The sequence below is a fragment of the Streptomyces sp. CRCS-T-1 genome, assembly GCF_024442335.1.
Taxonomy (GTDB): Bacteria; Actinomycetota; Actinomycetes; order Streptomycetales; family Streptomycetaceae; genus Streptomyces; species Streptomyces koelreuteriae.
The window spans coordinates 6,466,042-6,486,437 of the sequence record NZ_CP101651.1 but is presented as its reverse complement, the minus strand read 5'-3'; the positions used below and the strand labels follow the sequence as shown (position 1 = coordinate 6,486,437).

Annotated in this window: 17 protein-coding genes; 8 read left to right on the top strand and 9 right to left on the bottom strand. The window is 70.0% G+C overall.

Annotation, left to right across the window (positions count from 1 at the left end):
• Nucleotides 1–17 precede the first annotated feature (17 nt).
• Nucleotides 18–3,008, bottom strand: a complete 2,991-nt coding sequence (uvrA, locus tag NNW99_RS29355; RefSeq protein ID WP_215122180.1) for an excinuclease ABC subunit UvrA — start codon at nucleotides 3,006–3,008, stop codon at nucleotides 18–20.
• Between the two features lie 223 nt (nucleotides 3,009–3,231).
• Between uvrA and NNW99_RS29350 the strand changes: the two genes are divergently transcribed.
• From NNW99_RS29350 to NNW99_RS29330, 5 genes are all read left to right on the top strand, one after another.
• Nucleotides 3,232–3,921, top strand: coding sequence for a maleylpyruvate isomerase family mycothiol-dependent enzyme (locus NNW99_RS29350; RefSeq protein WP_215122179.1), 690 nt, complete (start codon nucleotides 3,232–3,234; stop codon nucleotides 3,919–3,921).
• A gap of 35 nt (nucleotides 3,922–3,956) precedes the next feature.
• The gene (locus NNW99_RS29345) at nucleotides 3,957–4,613 is read left to right on the top strand and encodes an MBL fold metallo-hydrolase (protein ID WP_215122178.1); all 657 of its coding nucleotides are present in this window, start codon (nucleotides 3,957–3,959) and stop codon (nucleotides 4,611–4,613) included.
• A 292-nt stretch (nucleotides 4,614–4,905) separates the two neighbouring features.
• The gene (locus NNW99_RS29340) at nucleotides 4,906–5,778 is read left to right on the top strand and encodes an ABC transporter substrate-binding protein (RefSeq protein ID WP_215122177.1); all 873 of its coding nucleotides are present in this window, start codon (nucleotides 4,906–4,908) and stop codon (nucleotides 5,776–5,778) included.
• Between the two features lie 2 nt (nucleotides 5,779–5,780).
• Entirely contained in the window at nucleotides 5,781–6,680 is a 900-nt protein-coding gene (locus tag NNW99_RS29335) for an amino acid ABC transporter permease (RefSeq protein ID WP_370869212.1), read from the top strand.
• Complete coding sequence (locus NNW99_RS29330; protein WP_215122175.1) at nucleotides 6,677–7,429, top strand: amino acid ABC transporter ATP-binding protein; 753 nt, start codon at nucleotides 6,677–6,679, stop codon at nucleotides 7,427–7,429. Before NNW99_RS29335 ends, NNW99_RS29330 begins: the two co-directional genes overlap by 4 nt.
• 71 nt (nucleotides 7,430–7,500) lie before the next feature.
• Here the strand turns inward: NNW99_RS29330 and aroQ are convergent, their stop codons facing one another.
• Nucleotides 7,501–7,974 carry a type II 3-dehydroquinate dehydratase gene (aroQ, locus tag NNW99_RS29325; protein ID WP_215122174.1) on the bottom strand — a complete coding sequence of 158 codons (474 nt, stop codon included), beginning with the start codon at nucleotides 7,972–7,974 and terminating at the stop codon, nucleotides 7,501–7,503.
• A 103-nt stretch (nucleotides 7,975–8,077) separates the two neighbouring features.
• Between aroQ and NNW99_RS29320 the strand changes: the two genes are divergently transcribed.
• Together NNW99_RS29320 and NNW99_RS29315 are read left to right on the top strand one after the other, a co-directional pair.
• Complete coding sequence (locus NNW99_RS29320; protein ID WP_215122173.1) at nucleotides 8,078–9,124, top strand: S66 peptidase family protein; 1,047 nt, start codon at nucleotides 8,078–8,080, stop codon at nucleotides 9,122–9,124.
• A 93-nt stretch (nucleotides 9,125–9,217) separates the two neighbouring features.
• The gene (locus NNW99_RS29315; RefSeq protein ID WP_215122172.1) at nucleotides 9,218–10,540 is read left to right on the top strand and encodes an MFS transporter; all 1,323 of its coding nucleotides are present in this window, start codon (nucleotides 9,218–9,220) and stop codon (nucleotides 10,538–10,540) included.
• Here NNW99_RS29315 and NNW99_RS29310 read toward each other — a convergent pair.
• The 7 genes from NNW99_RS29310 to NNW99_RS29280 all read right to left on the bottom strand — a co-directional run bounded on the left by NNW99_RS29310 (nucleotide 10,530) and on the right by NNW99_RS29280 (nucleotide 19,230).
• Nucleotides 10,530–11,630 carry a calcium:proton antiporter gene (locus NNW99_RS29310; RefSeq protein WP_215122171.1) on the bottom strand — a complete coding sequence of 367 codons (1,101 nt, stop codon included), beginning with the start codon at nucleotides 11,628–11,630 and terminating at the stop codon, nucleotides 10,530–10,532. The genes NNW99_RS29315 and NNW99_RS29310 overlap by 11 nt on opposite strands.
• Nucleotides 11,631–11,691: 61 nt before the next feature.
• Nucleotides 11,692–11,994, bottom strand: a complete 303-nt coding sequence (locus tag NNW99_RS29305; RefSeq protein ID WP_215122170.1) for a hypothetical protein — start codon at nucleotides 11,992–11,994, stop codon at nucleotides 11,692–11,694.
• A 133-nt stretch (nucleotides 11,995–12,127) separates the two neighbouring features.
• Complete coding sequence (locus NNW99_RS29300; RefSeq protein ID WP_215122169.1) at nucleotides 12,128–13,129, bottom strand: TerC/Alx family metal homeostasis membrane protein; 1,002 nt, start codon at nucleotides 13,127–13,129, stop codon at nucleotides 12,128–12,130.
• Nucleotides 13,130–13,353: 224 nt separating this feature from the next.
• Nucleotides 13,354–15,372: a TerD family protein gene (locus NNW99_RS29295; protein ID WP_215122168.1), complete on the bottom strand. Its 2,019-nt coding sequence runs from the start codon at nucleotides 15,370–15,372 to the stop codon at nucleotides 13,354–13,356.
• Between the two features lie 79 nt (nucleotides 15,373–15,451).
• Complete coding sequence (locus NNW99_RS29290) at nucleotides 15,452–16,030, bottom strand: TerD family protein (protein WP_215122167.1); 579 nt, start codon at nucleotides 16,028–16,030, stop codon at nucleotides 15,452–15,454.
• Nucleotides 16,031–16,169: 139 nt separating this feature from the next.
• Nucleotides 16,170–18,317, bottom strand: coding sequence for an excinuclease ABC subunit UvrB (uvrB, locus tag NNW99_RS29285; RefSeq protein ID WP_215122166.1), 2,148 nt, complete (start codon nucleotides 18,315–18,317; stop codon nucleotides 16,170–16,172).
• Nucleotides 18,318–18,357: 40 nt separating this feature from the next.
• Entirely contained in the window at nucleotides 18,358–19,230 is an 873-nt protein-coding gene (locus NNW99_RS29280) for an MHYT domain-containing protein (protein ID WP_215122165.1), read from the bottom strand.
• Nucleotides 19,231–19,515: 285 nt separating this feature from the next.
• On the opposite strand from NNW99_RS29280, the gene NNW99_RS29275 reads away from it, so the two are divergent.
• A complete protein-coding gene (locus NNW99_RS29275; protein WP_215122164.1) occupies nucleotides 19,516–20,388 on the top strand; it encodes a glycerophosphodiester phosphodiesterase family protein in 873 nt (290 codons plus the stop codon).
• Nucleotides 20,389–20,396 lie beyond the last annotated feature (8 nt).

The window sequence follows — 20,396 nt, the reverse complement described above, 5'->3', positions numbered from 1 at the left end:
GGTCCTGAGCTCTGTCCTCAGCTCTTGCTGGTCCGCGTCGTCTTCTTCGCGGCGGCCTTGGTCGCGGTCTTCTTCGCCCTGGCCTGCGCCGGGACCGTCTTCTTCGCCGCCGTCTTCTTCGCCGCCGCCTTGCGCGGTGCCTTCACCGAGGAGGCGTCGCTGATGCGGTCGGCGCCGAGGACCTCCCGGAGGAACTTGCCGGTGTGGCTGGTCGGGATGCCGGCGACCTGCTCGGGCGTGCCCTCGGCGACGACCAGGCCGCCGCCCGCTCCGCCCTCGGGGCCCATGTCGACGATCCAGTCGGCGGTCTTGATCACGTCGAGGTTGTGCTCGATGACGATGACCGTGTTGCCCTTGTCGACCAGCCCGGACAGGACCGTCAGCAGCTTGCTGATGTCCTCGAAGTGCAGACCGGTGGTCGGCTCGTCCAGGACGTAGACCGTGCGGCCGGTGGAGCGGCGCTGGAGCTCGCTGGCGAGCTTGACGCGCTGGGCCTCACCGCCGGACAGGGTGGTCGCGGACTGGCCGAGCCGGACGTAGCCGAGGCCGACGTCCTTCAGGGTCTTCATGTGGCGGGCGATCGAGGGGACCGCCTCGAAGAACTCCGTGGCCTCCTCGATCGGCATGTTCAGGACGTCGGCGATGGACTTGCCCTTGTAGTGGACCTCCAGGGTCTCCCGGTTGTACCGGGCGCCGTGGCAGACCTCGCACGGGACGTACACGTCCGGGAGGAAGTTCATCTCGATCTTGATGGTGCCGTCGCCCGAGCAGTTCTCGCAGCGGCCGCCCTTGACGTTGAAGGAGAAGCGGCCGGGCAGGTAGCCGCGGACCTTCGCCTCGGTGGTCTCGGCGAACAGCTTGCGGATGTGGTCGAAGACGCCGGTGTACGTGGCCGGGTTGGAGCGCGGGGTGCGGCCGATGGGCGACTGGTCGACGTGGACGACCTTGTCGACGAGGTCGTCGCCGTCCACGCGCGTGTGCCGCCCGGGGACGCTCTTCGCGCCGTTCAGCTCACGGGCCAGGTGTGTGTACAGGATGTCGTTGACCAGCGTCGACTTGCCGGAGCCGGACACGCCGGTGACGGCGGTGAGCACACCCAGAGGGAAGGACACGTCGATGTCCTGGAGGTTGTTCTCCCGGGCGCCGTGCACCGTGAGCTGCCGGGACGGGTCCAGCGGACGCCGGATGTCCGGCAGCGGGATGGCCTTCTTGCCCGACAGATACAGGCCGGTCTGGGACTCGGCGTTGGCGAGCAGTTCCTTCAGGGAGCCGCTGTGGACGACCTTGCCGCCGTGCTCACCGGCGCCGGGGCCGATGTCGACGATCCAGTCGGCGGTCTTGATGGTGTCCTCGTCGTGCTCGACGACGATGAGCGTGTTGCCCATGTCGCGCAGCCGGACCAGGGTCTCGATCAGGCGGTGGTTGTCGCGCTGGTGCAGACCGATGGACGGTTCGTCGAGGACGTACAGGACGCCGACGAGGCCGGAGCCGATCTGGGTGGCCAGGCGGATGCGCTGGGCCTCGCCGCCGGAGAGGGTGCCGGCCGCGCGGTTCAGCGAGAGGTAGTCCAGGCCGACGTCGACCAGGAACCGCAGCCGTTCGTTGACCTCCTTCAGCACGCGCTCGGCGATCTTCTTGTCGCGGGCGGTGAGCTTGAGCTCGCCCAGGAAGTCCGCGCAGTCGCTGATCGACATCGCGGAGACCTCGGCGATGGACTTGTCCATGACCGTGACCGCGAGGACGATCGGCTTCAGGCGCGTGCCCTCACAGGTGGGGCAGGGCACCTCGCGCATATAGCCCTCGAAGCGCTCACGGCTGGAGTCGCTCTCGGCCTCGCTGTGCCGGCGCTTGACGAAGGGGATGGCGCCCTCGAAGGCCGTGGTGTACCGGCGCTCGCGCCCGTAGCGGTTGCGGTAGCGGACCTCGACCTGGGTCTTGTGGCCGTGGAGCAGGGCCTTCTTGGCGCGCTGCGGCAGGCCCGCGAAGGGGATGTCCGTCCGGAAGCCCAGCGCGTCGGCCAGGGCGCCGATGAGGCGGCCGAAGTAGTCCTTGGTGTGGCCGTGCGACCAGGGGTGGATGGCGCCCTCGTCGAGGCTCTTGTCCTCGTCCGGGACGATCAGCTCCGCGTCGACCTCCATGCGCGTGCCGATGCCGGAGCAGTCCGGGCAGGCGCCGAAGGGCGAGTTGAAGGAGAAGGAGCGGGGCTCCAGCTCCTCGAAGGACAGGTCGTCGTACGGGCAGTACAGGTGCTCCGAGTACATGCGCTCGCGCTCGGGGTCGTCCTCGGGGAGGTCGACGAAGTCGAGCACGACCATGCCGCCGGACAGGCCGAGCGCGGTCTCCACGGAGTCGGTGAGGCGGCGCTTGGCGCCCTCCTTGACCGTGAGGCGGTCGACGACCACCTCGATGGTGTGCTTCTCCTGCTTCTTCAGCGTGGGCGGGTTCGACAGCTGGATCGTCTCGCCGTCCACGCGGGCGCGGGAGTAGCCCTTGGTCTGGAGCTCGGCGAAGAGATCGACGAATTCGCCCTTGCGCTCGCGCACCAGCGGCGACAGCACCTGGAAGCGGCTGCCGTCGGGCAGCTCCAGGACCTTGTCGACGATGGCCTGCGGCGACTGGCGGGAGATCGGGCGGCTGCACTCGGGGCAGTGCGGCTTACCGATGCGCGCGAAGAGCAGCCGCAAGTAGTCGTAGACCTCGGTGATGGTGCCGACCGTGGAGCGCGGGTTGCGCGAGGTCGACTTCTGGTCGATGGAGACCGCCGGGGAGAGGCCCTCGATGAAGTCGACGTCCGGCTTGTCCATCTGGCCGAGGAACTGCCGGGCGTAGGAGGAGAGCGACTCCACGTAGCGCCGCTGCCCCTCGGCGAAGATGGTGTCGAAGGCCAGCGAGGACTTGCCCGACCCCGACAGGCCCGTGAAGACGATGAGCGAGTCGCGCGGGAGGTCGAGCGAGACGTTCTTGAGGTTGTGCTCGCGCGCTCCACGAACGATGAGACGGTCGGCCACGCCGGTCCGCACCTTTCTTGAGAGAAGTGACAGGGGCGGGGCCCCCGTCTTTTCTCAGACTAGGGGGAGCCACTGACAACGCCGGTCGGATTCACGGGTTGCCAACAAACCCCGGCTCTCCAGCATGCCCGACATCACGTCCGACCCTATAGCACGTGCATTCGATTTACGGCACTCGTTCACCACCTTCACCCGAAGGTGTGGCGGGGCTAGGGTCAGCACCATGATTGATCACGGTCATGACCTGGCATCTGTACAGGACGCCACGGAACGGCTGCTCATCGCAGTCGGCAAACTGGACAACGCGTCTGTGACGCAGCCGTCACGGCTTCCCGGCTGGACCCGTGGCCATGTCATCGCCCACCTCGCCCGCAACGCGGACGCCCTCGTGAACGTCCTCGAGGGGCGTCCCATGTACGTCTCCGGCGAGGCCCGGGACGCCGACATCGAGCGGGACGCCCCGCGCGCCCTCGACGTCCAGCTCGCCGACCTGCGCGAGAGCGCGGCCCGCTTCCAGGGGACCGGGGCCGCTCCGGCGGACTGGTCGCGCACGGTGGAGCTGCGGGGCGGGGTCACGGACTCCGCGTCCCGGGTGCCGTTCCGGCGCTGGGTGGAGGTGGAGCTGCACCACGTGGACCTGGGGATCGGGTACGAGCTGGAGGATCTGCCGGCGGAGTTCACCGAGCGGGAGATCGTTTTCCTGGCCGACCGGTTCGCCGGGCATCCCGACGTACCGCCCACACGCGTCACGGACGGCACGCGCGCGTGGAGCACGGGACGGGAGGCCGGCGACGGACCCGAGGTGACCGTCACCGGTCCCCCGGCCGATCTGCTGGGCTGGCTCGCCGGACGCCGAGCCGGATCCGCGCTGGAGACGGCCGGCGGCCCGCTTCCGGCGCTGCCCCCGCTCTAGGACCCGGGCCGCTCCCCCGCTATAGGCTGGCGGACATGACGTACAGCGGAGAGGTGACGGTCGGCGGGCCCGCCGACGTGCACGAGCTCAAGGACCTGATGATCACCAAGATCGCGGTCGGCCCGATGAACAACAACGCCTATCTGCTGCGCTGCAGGGCCACGGACGAGCAGTTGCTGATCGACGCCGCGAACGAGGCGGAGACCCTGCTCGGCATGATCGGTGGCGACGGCATCGCGTCCGTCGTCACCACCCACCAGCACGGCGACCACTGGCAGGCGCTCGCCGAGGTCGTGGCCGCCACCGGCGCCCGCACGTACGCGGGCCGGGACGACGCCGACGGCATCCCCGTACGGACCGATGTCCTGGTCGACGACGGCGACACCGTCCGGGTGGGGCGCGTGGAACTCACCGCGCGCCACCTGGTCGGGCACACGCCCGGCTCGATCGCCCTCGTCTACGACGACCCGCACGGGCATCCCCATGTGTTCACCGGGGACTGCCTGTTCCCCGGCGGTGTGGGCAACACCCACAAGGACCCCGAGGCGTTCGCCAGCCTCCTCCACGATGTGGAGACCAGGATCTTCGACGTCCTCCCGGACGAGACCTGGGTCTACCCGGGGCACGGCAACGACACGACGCTGGGCACGGAGCGCCCGCAGCTTCCGGAGTGGCACGCGCGCGGGTGGTGACCGCTCACGCGGGGCGCATGCGTGGCGGGTGGTGAGCCGCGCACGCGCCCCGTGTGAATCGTTCGCACACGCCGGTGCCGTACATGCGCTCCCCTCGCCCCTGGTCGGGCGGTCAACTGGGAGGAGCCCCGCGCAGGATGACGGCTCCTGGGCGGATGGGCCGCCGGCCTGTCGATCCCCGCCCTCGGCCGGCGGCCCCGGCTGTTCACAAGATTGCAACACCCGTTCCCACCATGCGGAACATGTCGTCGTGACCTCGACAAACGGGTCCGTCGGCTGCCAATCTCCCGCCATGCATCCTGCCCCGCGTGCCCTGCGCCGCGCTGCCGCCGTCGTCGTCCTCCTCGCCGCCGCCGTGAGCTGTGCCCCGCAGCCGGAGGCATCGGACCGGCCGTCGGCGTCCGGCGGAAACACCTGTGAGAAGGGCAAGTTGGCCACCGAGAACTCGGGCAGGCTGACCATCGCGACCGACGAACCCGCCTACGAGCCCTGGTTCAAGGATGACGACCCGGCCGGCGGCAAGGGCTTCGAGTCGGCGGTCGCGTACGCCGTCGCCGAGCATCTCGGGTACGGCAAGGACAAGGTCACCTGGCAGACCGTTCCCTTCAACAAGGCCTTCGCGCCCGGCGAGAAGACCTTCGACTTCGACATCAACCAGGTGTCCGTCAGCGAGGAGCGCAGGAAGGCCGTGGACTTCTCCTCCGGCTACTACGACGTGCGCCAGACCGTCGTCGCGCTGAAGGGCTCCAAGGCCGCGAAGGCGAAGAGCATCGCCGACCTGAAGGACGTGAAGCTGGGCGCCCAGGTCGGCACCACCAGCCTCGACTACATCGACGACGTGGTGAAGCCGAATCAGGCGGCGGCCGTCTACGCCAAGAACGACCAGGCCAAGTCCGCGCTGAAGAACGGCCAGGTCGGCGCCATCGTCGTGGACCTGCCGACGGCCTTCTACATCACCGGGGCCGAGATCACGGACGCGAGGATCGTCGGCCAGTTCGAGAACCAGGGCGGCACGCCGGAGCAGTTCGGTCTCGTGCTCGACAAGGGCAGCGCGCTCACCCCCTGCGTCTCGCGGGCCGTGGACGCGCTGCGCGAGGACGGCACGCTCGCCGAGCTCGAGCAGAAGTGGCTGTCGGACGCCGTCGACGCTCCGGTGCTCAAGTGACGGTGGACAAGGCGCAGGCGGCGGAGGGCTCCGCCGAGCGCGAGGAGCAGGACGGCGGCTACGTCCCCTCGCAGCGGCGCCTGGACCGTGAGCGCTACAAGCGGGCCCGGGCCCGGCGTGCCACCGCGATCGGCGCGCTCTCGACCCTGGTCACCGGAGTGGTTCTCTACCTGGTCGTCGTCAACGCCCCGGGCTGGCCGCGCACCAAGGAGACCTTCTTCGACTGGGGGTACGCGCGCGAGGCGTTCCCGAAGGTCCTCGAAGGGCTGTGGCTGAACGTCCGGCTGCTGCTGATCTGCGGTGCCGCGGTGCTCGTCCTCGGCATGCTGATCGCCGTCGCACGGACGCTGCGCGGCCCGGTGTTCTTCCCGCTGCGCTTCCTGGCCGCCGCCTACACGGACTTCTTCCGGGGGCTGCCGCTCATCATCAACCTGATGATCGTGGTCCTCGGCCTTCCCGCGCTGCGGCTCCAGGGAGTGACCGTCGACCCGGTGCTCCTCGGCGGCACCGCGCTCACCCTGACGTACTCGGCGTACGTCGCCGAGGTGTTCCGCGCCGGCATCGAGTCCGTGCACCCCTCGCAGCGCGCCGCGGCCCGCTCGCTCGGGCTCAGCAACCGGCAGGCGCTGCGCCACGTGGTGCTGCCGCAGGCGGTACGCCGCCAGGTGCCGCCGCTGCTGAACGACCTGGTGTCGCTCCAGAAGGACACCGGGCTGGTCTCGATCGGCGGTGCGGTGGACGCCGTACGGGCCGCCGACATCATCGTGGGCCGCAGCCTCAACTACACGCCGTACATCGTCGCGGGGCTGGTCTTCGTCGCGCTGACCATCCCCATGACCCGCTTCACGGACTGGGTGACGGCACGGATGGACCGCCGGCGGGCCCAGGGAGGAACCACATGAGCGAGACGCCCGTGCTGCGCATGGAGTCCGTCCGCAAGACCTTCGGCGGCTCGGTCGTCCTGCGGGACGTCGACCTGGAGGTCGCCCCGCACACGGTGACCGCGTTGATCGGCGCCTCCGGCTCCGGCAAGTCCACGCTGCTGCGGTGCGCGAACCTGCTGGAAGAGATCGACGACGGGGCGATCTGGCTGGACGAGGAGGAGATCACCGACCCGCGCGTCGACCAGGACGCCGTGCGCCGCCGGATCGGCGTGGTCTTCCAGTCGTACAACCTCTTTCCGCACATGACGGTGCTGGAGAACATCACGCTCGCTCCGCGCCGGGTGCACGGCCTGCCCCGCGCCAAGGCCGAGGCACGCGCGCGTGAGCTGCTGGAGCGGCTGGGGCTGGACGGCAAGGCGGGCGAGTACCCGGACCGGCTGAGCGGCGGCCAGCAGCAGCGGGTGGCGATCGTGCGCGCCCTGGCCGTACGCCCCCGGCTCCTTCTGCTGGATGAGATCACCGCGGCCCTCGATCCCGAGCTGGTGGGCGAGGTCCTCACCGTCGTCCGCGATCTGAAGGGCGAGGGCATGACCATGGTGCTGGCCACGCACGAGATGGGCTTCGCGCGGGAGGTCGCCGACCAGGTGTGCTTCCTGGAGGGCGGCGTGGTGCTGGAACGCGGCACCGCCGAGCAGGTCTTCGGGGAACCGCGGCAGGAGCGCACGCGGCGCTTCCTGCGGCGGATCGTGGAGGCGGGGCGGCTATAGGCGGGGCGAGCCCTGTGTAAGGGGCGCTTGCCATGGCCGTCGGGGCTTACCTCGCGCAACGCGGGCAGGGTCTAGGCGTCCGCCTGCCCCGCCCCCGCCAGCGCCGCGACGCGCTCCACCCCGAACACATAGCCCTGCACCCCGCAGCCCGCGATGACCCCGTCGGCGCGCAGCGAGACGTAGGAGTGGTGCCGGAACGACTCGCGCTTGTGGATGTTGGAGATGTGGACCTCCAACACCGGCAGGTCGTCACAGGTGTTGAGGGCGTCCAGGATGGCGACGGAGGTGTGCGAGTAGGCACCCGGGTTGATCACGATGCCGCAGTGGTTCAGCCGCGCCTCGTGGATCCAGTCCACCAGCTCGCCCTCGTGGTTGGACTGGCGGAAGTCGACCGTGCCGCCGTGCGCGGCCGCCGCCTTGGCGCAGAGGGCCTCCACGTCGGCGAGTGTGTCCGAGCCGTAGATCTCCGGCTGACGCTGGCCGAGCAGGTTCAGATTGGGGCCGTTGAGGATCATGATCGGGGCGTGGGCCAGGGTGCGGGGCACGGTTCCTCCGGTCCGTTCAGGGTCGGGCGGCCCGTGACGGACCGCTGCTCGGACCCGGTTTATCACGGTGCGCCGACAGCGCGCCGGGCCGTAGCCTCCCGGCATGACGAGCCTTGCCTATCCGCCCAAGCCCTCGCCCGGTGACCGTATCGCCGTGATCTCCCCCTCCTCCGGCCTGCCGGGGCTCTTCCCGCTCCCCTACGAGCTGGGGCTGGAGCGGCTGCGCAAGGAGTTCGGGCTGGAGCCGGTGGAGTATCCGGCGACGCGCAGGATGGGCTCGACGCCCCGGGAGCGGGCCGACGACATCCACGCCGCCTTCGCCGACCCGGACATCAAGGCGGTCATCGCGTCGATCGGCGGGGACGACCAGATCACCGTGCTGCCGCTGCTGGACCGGGAGTTGATCCGGGCGAACCCGAAGCCCTTCTTCGGGATGAGCGACAACACCAACCTGCTCGCGTTCCTGCGCAACAGCGGCATCGTCGGCTACCACGGCGGGAGCGTCATGGTCGAGCTGGGCCGTCCCGGTGCCCTGCACCCGCAGACCGCCGACTCCCTGCGGGCGGCCCTGTTCACCTCCGGCCCGTACGAGCTGCAGCCCGCCGAACGGTGGCGTGACCTCGACCGGGACTGGGCGGATCCGGCGACCTTCGACGCCGAGCCGGAGACCCGGCCCGGGACCGGCTGGACCTGGTTCAACGCCGACCGGGTGGTGGAGGGCCGCAGTTGGGGCGGGTGCCTGGAGATCCTCGGGTGGCTGCTGATGGCCGACCGCGAGATCGCGCGCGACCCGTCCGAGTACGACGGCGGGGTGCTGCTGCTGGAGACCTCGGAGGACATGCCGAGCGCCGCGGAGGTCTTCAGCACCCTGCGCAACATGGGCGAGCGCGGGCTGCTCCAGCGCTTCCCGGCGCTGCTGATGGGCCGTCCGAAGACCTGGTTCTTCGAACGTCCCAACACCCCGGAGGAGGCCGCTCGTTACGCCTCCGACCAGCGCGAGGCCGTCCTGCGCGCCATGCGGGCCTACGCTCCCGACACCACGATCGTCTTCGACGTGGACTTCGGGCACACCGATCCGCAACTGGTGATCCCGTACGGGGGAATCGTGCGCGTGGACGGACCGGAGAGGCGCATCACGGTCACCTACTGAAGGACCCCGAGCCCCCGCGCGCCCCCGTAACCGGCCGTCACCGTGGGTAGTTGACGCGGCATGCACGACGTACGCTCCGTAAGGGCACCCTCCATGCCGCGCCTCGCGGCCGCCTCGCTCGCCGGCACGGCCATCGAGTTCTACGACTTCTTCGTCTACGGGACCGCGGCGGCCCTCATCCTGGGGCCGCTGTTCTTCCCGACCTTCTCGCCGGTGGCCGGGACACTGGCCGCCTTCGCCACGTTCGGCGTGGGCTTCGTGGCGCGTCCGCTGGGGTCGGTGCTGTTCGGCCACATCGGGGACCGGCGCGGGCGACGGCCGGTCCTCGTCGCCTCCCTGCTGCTCACCGGCGCCTCCACGGTCGCGGTCGGCTGTGTGCCCACGTACGACACGATCGGTGTGCTCGCTCCCCTGCTGCTCCTGGTGCTGCGCTTCCTGCAGGGGCTTGGGCTCGGCGGGGAGTGGGGCGGGGCGGTGCTGCTGACGGTGGAGCACGCGCCCGCCGAGCGACGGGGGCTGTGGTCGAGCTTCCCGCAGGTCGGGCCCGCCGTGGGGTTCCTGCTCGCCAACGGTGTGGTGCTGGGGTTGTCGGCGACGCTGTCCGAGGCGCAGTTCGCCGCGTGGGGATGGCGGGTGCCGTTCTGGGCGGCGGGCGTGCTGGCGCTCGTGGGGCTGTGGCTGCGCTCGTCACTCCCCGAGAGCCCCAGCTTCCTCGAACTCGACGACCACGCGCGCGTGCCGATCGCCGAGGTCCTGCGCGACCACTGGCGCCTCCTCCTGCTGACCGGCGGAGCCCTCGCGATCGGCTACGCGATCTTCTACGCCGTGACGACCTGGTCCCTCGCGTACGGCACGGAACGGCTCGGGGTGAGCCGCACCGTCATGCTGACCTGCATCATGGGCGCGGTGCTCGTGAAGGGCGCGCTCACGCCGCTGGTGGCGATGCTCGGGGACCGCTACGGCAGACGCCCCATGTGCCTGGCCGGGTGTGCGGCGGCCGCCCTGTGGATGTTCCCGATGGTCGCGTTCCTGGCCACCGGCAGGCCGCTGCCGATGTTCCTCGGCTTCCTGGGGGCGATGCTCTCGTTCATCACGATGTTCGCCGTGATCGCCGCGTATCTGCCGGAGCTGTACGAGCCGCGGGTGCGCTGCACCGGCGCCGCCGTCGGCTACAACCTCGGCGGCGTCCTCGGGGGCGCGCTCACGCCGATCGTGGCGACCGCGCTCGCCGAGCAGGGCGGGCGGGTGCCCTGGGGCGTGGCCGCGTATCTGACGGCGATCGCGCTGGTCAGCCTGGGGTGCTTCGCGCTGCTGCCGGAGACGCGGCCGGTGCCCGGGGAGGCGGGGGCGAAGGCTGAGGTGGAGGCGGAGGCCGAAGCTGGGGCGGGGTCCGGGGCTGGGGCGCCTACGGGTTGATCGCCAGTTCCAGGTACGCCGCGAACAGCACCAGATGGACCCCGCCCTGGAGCGGTGTGGCCCGGCCCGGGACCACCGTCAGGGAGGCCACCACCACGGTCAGCGCGAGCAGCACCATGTGCGTGGCGCCGAGGCCGAGCACCAGCGGGCCGGACAGCCACACGGACGCGAGCGCGACGGCGGGGATGGTCAGGCCGATGCTGGCCATGGCCGAGCCGAGGGCGAGGTTCAGGCTGGTCTGCACACGGTCGCGGCGTGCGGAGCGCATCGCGGCGATGGTCTCCGGGAGCAGCACCAGCAGCGCGATGATCACGCCGACCACGGCCTGGTGCAGCCCGGCGGCCTCCACCCCGGACTCGATGGTGGGCGACACACCCTTGGCCAGGCCGACCACACCGATCAGCGCCAGGCCCAGCAGTCCCAGGCTGATCATGGCGGTGCGGGCGGTCGGCGCCGCGGCGTGCTCCTCGGCGGTGATCACATCGCCCTGCCGGGTGATCGGCAGGAAGTAGTCCCGGTGCCGCACGGTCTGCGTCGCGACGAACAGGCCGTACAGGATCAGCGAGGAGACCGCCGCGAAGGTCAGCTGGACGGTGGAGAACTCCGGGCCCGGTTTGCTCGTGGTGAACGTCGGCAGCACCAGGCTGAGCGTGGCCAGGGTCGCGACGGTCGCGAGTGCGGCGCCGGTGCCCTCGGGGTTGAAGACGGCCGTGCCGTGCCGCAGTGAGGCGACCAGGAGGCACAGGCCGACGATGCCGTTGCAGGTGATCATCACGGCTGCGAAGACCGTGTCGCGGGCCAGTGTCGCGCTCTTGTCCCCGCCGTCGACCATCAGGGTGACGATGAGGGCGACCTCGATGATCGTGACGGCGACGGCGAGAACGAGGGAGCCGAACGGCTCACCGACCCGGTGCGCCACCACCTCGGCATGGTGGACGGCGGACAGAACAGCTCCCGCCAGGACCAGGGTCACCAGCGCGACGACAGCCGCCGGCAGATCGCGCCCCCAGGTGAGGACCAGCAGCACGGCCGCGAGCACGGGCACCAAGGTCGTCCACTGTGCCGTGAGCGGCCTGCGCCGAGCGATCATGCAGTGATCGTCGCAGAGGTCCGGGGGCCCCGCACTCCGGTCGCGCGGGGCCCGGGCCGGGCTACTTGAGCTCGCTCGCGTCCAGCAGGTCGCAGTTGGTGTAGACACGCTCGCCGATGCAGAGCGCGCCCAGCTTCTCCGCCATCCTGCCGGTCTCGGGGTCGTCGCTGTTGCGCATGGCCTCCTCGTGCGACTCGAACTCGATCAGCGCCAGATAGCGGCGGGGGTTGTCACGGTCCTTCAGGAGGATGCGGTGCGTGGGGCCGCCCGTCCGGCCGGCGAAGCGCTGCCCCGCCTCCTCGAACACCTGCTCCATCTCGTCCAAGTGCTCGGTCTCGAAGTCGATGATCTGCACGAACTTCATGGCACCTCCAGCCGGCCACGGCGCCCCCGGACCGGGGAACACGCTCAGGAACCAAGCAAGCACCGGGACCGGTGGTCGGCAATTCGCCGGCCACCGGTCCCGGTGATGGTTGTTCCTAAGTCGTCCGACGCGGTCAGACGTCGATGCTGTCCTTCGGAGCGTTTCCGCTCTCCCCCTGTGCCGCCTCGGCCGCCGCCTGCTTCTTGGAAGCTCGCAGACTGGTGATCGTGGTGACGATCAGGACGGAGCAGATCACGCCGAGCGAGACCGGAATGCTGATCTCGGGGACATGCACCCCGGACTCGTGCAGCGCGTGCAGCACCAGCTTCACGCCGATGAAGCCCAGGATGATCGACAGGCCGTAGCTCAGGTGGACCAGCTTCTTCAGCAGGCCGCCGATGAGGAAGTACAGCTGACGCAGACCCATCAGGGCGAACGCGTTGGCCGTGAAGACGATGTACGGGTCCTGCGTCAGGCCGAAGATCGCGGGGATGGAGTCGAGGGCGAACAGGACGTCGGTGGTGCCGATCGCGAGCATCACGACCAGCATCGGGGTCATGACCCGCTTGCCGTTCTCCTCGATCCACAGCTTGGTGCCGTGATAGCGGTCGGCCACACCGAAGCGGCGCTCGGCCGCCTTGAGCAGCTTGTTCTCCTCGAACTCCTCGTCCTCCTCGTCGGCCCGGGCCTCCTGGATGAGCTTCCAGGCGGTGTAGATGAGGAAGGCGCCGAAGATGTAGAACACCCACGCGAAGCTGGCGAGGATCGCCGCGCCGGCCGCGATGAAGATGGCCCGCAGGACCAGGGCGATGAGAACACCGATCAGGAGAACGCGCTGCTGGTACTGCGAGGGCACCGCGAACTTCGCCATGATCAGGACGAAGACGAAGAGGTTGTCGACGCTCAGCGACTTCTCGGTGATGAAGCCCGCGAAGAATTCACCGGCGGGCTGGCCGCCGCCGAACACCAGCAGACCGAGCCCGAAGAGCGCGGCCAGCACGATCCAGACGATCGTCCAGATCCCGGCTTCCTTGATCGACACGTCGTGCGGTTTGCGGCCGATGAAGAAGTCGACCGCGATCAGGGCGGCGAGACCCACGATCGTCAGGACCCATAGGGTCACGGAAACATCCACTGCGCCTCCGGCAGTCGTTAACGGCAAATGTCAGCGTCGTCGCTGCCGGAGGTCTCTTCCACCCAAGGATGGGCCGACGCCCCGGGATCTGGCCTGATCCGTATTGACGGGCACGTCGCAGCAGACAGGGAGTACTCCCCTCCGTGCCGACAACAGTACCTTCATCACCAAGAAAAGGTAAAGCGGTTGGCAAAAGAAGGATCAAAATCCCAGGTCAGGAGGCTTTACATGTACTTGGTGCGGGCGGCTGCGACCTGGCTGAGCACCTGCTGGAGGACCTGGCTGCCGGTCGGCACGAGCGAGGGCTCGTACGTCCAGGCGTGACCGACCCACGGGTCGGCGAGGTGGTCGTCGGGCACCGGCGTCAGTCGCAGTAGCGAACGCCACAGCGGGTCGAGCAAAGGCCCGTATCCGGAGGACTCCTCCCGGTCGGCGACCATCATCAGGTGGACGCCGAAGGCGGGGCCCTCGTCGGCGAGGTAGCGCAGCTGGTTCACGGCACGATCGTCGAAGCCGTGCGGGAAGTCGTTGACGATCAGCAACTGCTGCGAGGTGTCGAAGCCGGGCGGCAGGGAGTCGGCGGCGCCTCCCCGCACCGCCATCTGCACCAGGTCGACCCGCTGGGTGAGCCGCCCCAGCACGTCCGCCACCCCCGCGGCGCCGAGCGCGGGCGTGGCCGCGAGCACACCGCTCTGCACGAGAGGCGCCAGCGGCTGCGCCCCCGAGCCGGCCGGGTCGATGACATGGACCGTGAACTCGCCCGCCGGGTAGACGGCGAGCAGCCGGGCCGCGTGCGCGACCGCCGTGTCCATGGCGAGACGCCCCAGGGCATGTGAGTCGGCGAACGAACCGTCCGACGATCCGGTCCGGCCGCTGTCGATCCACAGACCGCGCTCCAGCGGCAGCCGGACCAGCATCGGAATGCGGATCCGGTCGGCCTCGGGGAGATGGAGGTCGCCCAGGCGCAGCGCCATGGGGATCTCCATCGGCGGCCGGTAGGCGTGCCACACGGGGTTGTCCCAACGGGCGTACGCCGGGGGCAGGGCCGGTTCGACGACGCCGACCTCGGCCGTGAGCTGGGAGAGGTCCCGGTCGAGGGCCTCCCTGGCCTGGGCGACGAGCTGTGCGTGCCGGGCGCGGGCCGCCTCACGAGCGGCGTCACCCTGTCCGCCGATCCGGCTGCGCGGGTCGGACAGCACCTGCTCGATCTCCTTGTCCATCCGGGACTCGGCGAAGTCGACGGCACTGCGGTAGGCGGCGGTGGTGCGGGCCAGGTCCTCGAACATGCCCCACACCTGGTTGTAGAGCCGCTCCTCCATGGACCAGCCGGTCGCGTCGCCCGCCACGGGCTGGGCGGGCTGCCCGGGCGCGGCGGGGGGTGCGGTGGGCGGAGGCGGGGGCGGAGCGGTGTTCTGGCGGCCGGGGTGGCTGTAGTCGATCGGGCCGCCCGCCGCGGGCGCGGACTGCTGGGTGACGGAGGACGGGTCCGGCGCGGCGCCGGGGTACGCCGACGGCTGCGGTCCGGACTGTCCCGGCCCGCCCGGCGTCTGCCCGCCGTACGGGGACATCGGTGGGACCGGCCCTGGCTGAGGTGCGGTGCCGCCCTGGTCCGGGCCCAGGGCCGGGGCGGCTGTCCGGCGGGAACGGTCGCCGTCCGCGGTGCGCGGCGGCGGTGCCTGCACCGAGCGGGCCACGCCTTGGGACACCGCCTCGTCGATGTTGCCCGCGAGCTGCCGGGCCTCGGGCAGCCCCTGGTCGGTGAGGAGTTCGGCGAGGCCGCCGGCATAGCCCTGGCCGACCGCGCGCACCTTCCAGGCGCCCTGCCTGCGGTAGAGCTCCAGGGCGACCACGGCCGACTCGGAGTCCAGGCCGGTGAGGGTGTAGCTGGCGATCTCGCCGCCGTCGAGGCCGGTGACGGCGACGAACGGGGCGGCGACGGCGCCGAAGCGGACCGGGCCCGCCCCACCGGCGGGCAGGGCGAGCAGAACGCCGACACGGTGGACGGCCTCCGGCAGGGCGTCCAGGTCCACCGCGAGGCGGTGGTCGGCGGCGGCCTGCCGGGAGACCTCGAGACCGGGCTGGGTGGGTGCGCCCGGGTGGGCCACCCATTCCACGCCGCGGATCCTGCCGGTCTCGTCGCTGAGCGCGGCCGCGGCCACGACCGGAGTACCGGCCGAGACCCGGATCTCGAGACGGGCCTGGGAGAGCGGGTGGTTCTGCCCCCGCACCAGCTCGGCCGTCATCGCCTTCGTCCCCCTGTGTCGTTGTGTGGTGTCGTGTGCCGCTCGCCGGCCCGCCCCCGAGCGGTTGCCCCTGCTGTCCTTAGAGGACGGGCAGAATCGTCGGCATGAGGTCCTGGAAGGTACGGCCGTTGGCCGGGTTGCCCAGGGCCGTCATCGACCAGCCCGAGCCCGAGCGGTGCACCTTGGCCATGATCTGGGCCGTGTACTGGCCGCCGCCGGCCAGTGTGTAGCGGGCGAGCTCCTGGCCGTTGGTCTCGTCGACCAGGCGGCAGAACGCGTTCTGCACCTCCTGGAACGTCTGGCCCGTGAAGGAGTTCACCGTGAAGACGATCTGGTCGATGTGGACCGGGACCCGGGAGAGGTCGACGAGGATGGCCTCGTCGTCGCCGCCCTGGCCGACACCGCCGACGAGGTTGTCGCCGGTGTGGCGCACCGAGCCGTCGTCGCTCACCAGGTGGCGGAAGAAGACGACGTCGACCGGCTGCTTGTCCGCGAACAGCACGGCGGAGGCGTCGAGGTCGACCTCGCGCGTCCGGGAGCCGAACAGGCCGCGCCGGGGAGCCGCCTGCCAGCCGAGACCCATCCGCACCGCGGTCAGGCTGCCGCCGTCGTTCTTCTGCAGACTGATGGCCTGACCCTTGGTCATGTTGACGGTCACGCGCTGATTCCCCTCTCGAACGTCCCCTGTTGCCGCGCATTCGCGGTTGACCAGAACCCTACGCAGCGGCACTGACAGTGACGTACCCCGATCGGCGCTTTGTGTCGGTCTTGCAACACTGCGCGTACGCGGTCCGCTGTCAGGCCAGGCCCGCCTCCTTCATCTGGCGCAGTTCCTTCTTCATCTCGGAGACCTCGTCGCGCAGCCGGGCCGCGATCTCGAACTGGAGGTCCGCAGCGGCGGCCCGCATGCGCGTGGTGAGCTCCTCGATCTGCTCGGCGAGTTCGGCCGCGGGGCGGTCGGTCGGCACCGTCTCCTTGGCCTTGCCCTTGCCCTTGGCGGGCTTGGCCCCGTCCGCGGCCTTGCCGCCCAGGGAGGGCACGGGCGCCTTGGCACCTCCGCCGTCCTTGCGCCCCTTGCGGTAGCCCGAGCCGAGCAGCTGCTCGGTGTCGATGTCCTCGCGGGCGATCTGGGCGACGATGTCGTTGATCTTCTTACGGAGGGGCTGGGGGTCGATGCCCTGTTCCGTGTTGTACGCGATCTGCTTCTCCCGGCGCCGGTTGGTCTCGTCGATGGCCTTCTCCATCGCCGGGGTGATCTTGTCGGCGTACATGTGGACCTGGCCCGAGACGTTGCGCGCGGCGCGGCCGATGGTCTGGATCAGGGAGGTGCCGGAGCGCAGGAAGCCCTCCTTGTCGGCGTCCAGGATCGCCACCAGGGACACCTCGGGCAGGTCGAGGCCCTCCCTCAGGAGGTTGATGCCGACGAGCACGTCGTACTCGCCGGAGCGCAGCTCGCGCAGCAGCTCGACGCGGCGCAGGGTGTCGACGTCGCTGTGCAGATAGCGCACCTGGATGCCCAGCTCCAGGAAGTAGTCCGTGAGGTCCTCGGCCATCTTCTTGGTGAGCGTGGTGACCAGGACGCGCTCGTCCTTGTCGGTGCGGGTCCGGATCTCGTGGACCAGGTCGTCGATCTGGCCCTCGGTGGGCTTGACGACGACCTCGGGGTCGATCAGGCCGGTGGGGCGGATGATCTGCTCGACGACGCCGTCGCCGCGGGAGAGCTCGTAGTTTCCGGGGGTCGCCGACAGGTAGACCGTCTGGTCGACGCGCTCCTGGAACTCCTCCCACTTCAGGGGGCGGTTGTCCAGGGCGGAGGGCAGCCGGAAGCCGTGGTCGACGAGAGTGCGCTTGCGGGAGGCGTCGCCCTCGTACATGGCGCCGATCTGGGGCACCGTGACGTGCGACTCGTCGATGACGAGGAGGAAGTCGTCCGGGAAGTAGTCGAGCAGGGTGTTGGGCGGGGAGCCGGGCAGGCGGCCGTCGAAGTGCATCGAGTAGTTCTCGACGCCGGAGCAGGAGCCGATCTGGCGGAGCATCTCGATGTCGTACGTGGTGCGCATCCTGAGGCGCTGGGCCTCCAGGAGCTTGCCCTGCTTCTCCAGTTCCGCGAGGCGCTCGCCCAGCTCCTTCTCGATGTCGTTGACCGCCCGCTCCAGGCGCTCGGGCCCCGCGACGTAGTGGGAGGCCGGGAAGACGTACAGCTGCTGGTCGTCGCTGATGATCTCGCCGGTGAGCGGGTGGAGGGTGGAGAGCGCCTCGATCTCGTCGCCGAACATCTCGATGCGGACGGCCAGCTCCTCGTAGACCGGGAAGATCTCGATGGTGTCGCCGCGGACGCGGAAGGTGCCGCGGGTGAAGGCCATGTCGTTGCGCGTGTACTGGATGTCGACGAAGCGGCGCAGCAGCTCGTCCCGGTCGAACTCGTCGCCGACCCTGAGGGGGACCATGCGGTCCACGTACTCCTGCGGTGTACCGAGGCCGTAGATGCAGGAGACCGAGGCGACCACCACGACGTCGCGGCGGGTGAGCAGCGAATTGGTCGCGGAGTGGCGCAGGCGCTCGACCTCCTCGTTGATCGAGGAGTCCTTCTCGATGTAGGTGTCCGACTGCGGGACGTACGCCTCGGGCTGGTAGTAGTCGTAGTACGAGACGAAGTACTCGACGGCGTTGTTCGGGAGCAGCTCGCGGAACTCGTTCGCCAGCTGGGCGGCCAGTGTCTTGTTCGGCGCCATTACGAGGGTGGGGCGCTGGAGCTTCTCGATCATCCACGCGGTGGTGGCGGACTTGCCGGTGCCGGTCGCGCCGAGCAGGACGACGTCCTTCTCGCCTGCCTGGACGCGCCGGGCGAGATCGGCGATGGCCGCCGGCTGGTCGCCGTTCGGCTGGTAGGGGCTGACGACCTCGAAGGGCGCCACCGTGCGTTCGATCTGGGAAACGGGCCGCATGGGATCCACCGTACGACCCCGCACTGACAACGGGCTCCGATCAGCGATTCTGCGGGGCCCGGGAGCGGCCGCGCTCCACGGGGCGGCGGGGGCGGAACCGCAGTCGGTGCGCGGAGTGGTGGACGGCCGTGTGGGCGTGGGCCGGGATGCCGGGCTTCTGCTCGGCGGGTGCGACGGCGGGCTTCCCCATGACCATCAGCGGGTCGAACATCACCACGACGCCCGCGAGCAGGAGGAAGGCGAGCGGGCCGATCAGCATCGGCGCGAGCAGGGCCGCCGGCGACTCTCCCGAGGTGGGCGTCGCGGTGCCGTGGAGGTGGACGTCGAGGGCGGCCATGCCGGTGTAGTGCATGCCGCTGACGGCGAGCCCCATGACGAGGCTGGCGCCCACGCTCCACAGGAATCCCCGGACCTGGCCGGCCGCCCACAGGGCTGCGGTGGCGGCGCACATGGCGATCGCGACGGAGATGCCGACGGTGAGGGTGTTGTACTCCAGCTTCCCGTCCAGGCGCATGCTGGCCATACCGAGGTAGTGCATCGACGCTATGCCCAGACCGGTGATGGTGCCCCCGGTGAAAAGGGCCGTTCCCCGAGCGCCCTTGTAGCCCACGATGAAGACCCCGACGCCCACCATGACGATGGCCACGGCGAGGCTCGCGAAGGTCATCGCCTTGTCGTAGTGGATCGGTGTCTCCTGGACCGTGAACCCCATCATGGCGACGAAGTGCATGGTCCATATGCCGGAGCCGATGGCGGCCGAGCCGAGGGCGAGCCAGCCGGGGCGCCACGACTGGGCGACGAGCATGGATCTGGTGGTGCACCGCAGCCCCAGGGCGCCGCCGAGGCAGGCCATGAGGTAGGCCACCAGGGGTGTGACCAGGCCGTAGCTGAATCCGTCGACCGTGCCCTGCATGCGCGGCTGCCCTTCCCGCCCTTTGCGTCCCGGAACTCCTGATGTGCCCCCTCCCAGGACCGCACGAGCGGTCAGGGTTGACGCAGAGAGTATGACTCCCACCGGAATGGTCGAACGACTTTCCGGCAAAGAAACACGGCCTTGCCTCAGTTGTGCGGCACCAGTGACCGGAGTTGGGTCATCTGCGTTCAACCTGTGGCCATCCTGCACCCCTCTCGCGTTGACCCTCTGCTGTCACAGTTGATCTGTCTGTGATGTCGCCGAACGCTCACGCGAGGAGTACGCATGCACGCGCGCGCTGTTGCCGCCTCCACCACCGCACTCCTGGGGACCGCCGCTCTCCTCGTCCCCGTCTCCCCCGCCGGGGCCGCCGACGCCGAGCCGGCGCCGCTGGTCATCGCCCACCGGGGCGCTTCCGCGTACGCGCCCGAGAACACGCTGGCCGCCGTCGACAAGGCGGCCGAGCTGGGCATCGCCTGGGTGGAGAACGACGTCCAGCAGACCAGTGACGGCGAGCTCGTCGTCGTCCACGACGACAACCTGCGGCGCACCACGGACGTCGAGGAGGTCTTCCCCGGGCGGGCCCCCTGGAAGGTGAAGGACTTCACCGCCGCCGAGATCGCCCGTCTCGACGCGGGCAGTTGGTTCGGCCCCGACCACGCGGGCGCGCGCGTGCCGACGCTGGAACAGTTCGTGGACCGCGTCGAGCGGCACCACCAGAAGCTTCTCCTGGAGATCAAGAACCCGGAGCTGTATCCGGGCATAGAGCGCCAGACGCTCAAGGTGCTCAGCAACGAAGGCTGGCTCGACACCTCGCATCTGGCGGGCCGGCTGATCGTGCAGAGCTTCAGCGCGGACAGCGTCCGGACGGTGCACGAGCTGAAGCCCGGTGTGAAGACCGGCTTCCTGGGGACGCCGCCGGTGTCGGAGCTGTCCGCCTACGCCGGCTTCGCCGACCAGATCAACCCGTCGCACGGCTCGCTCTCCACGGCGTACGTCTCCGCCGTGCAGGCGTTCGACGGGCCGCACGGCACGCCCATGGAGGTCTTCACCTGGACGGTCGACGACGCGGCCACCGCCCAGCGCGTCGCCCGCTACGGCGTCGACGGGATCATCGCGAACAAGCCGGATGTGGTGCGGGAGGCCGTGGGCGGGTGAGCCGTCGC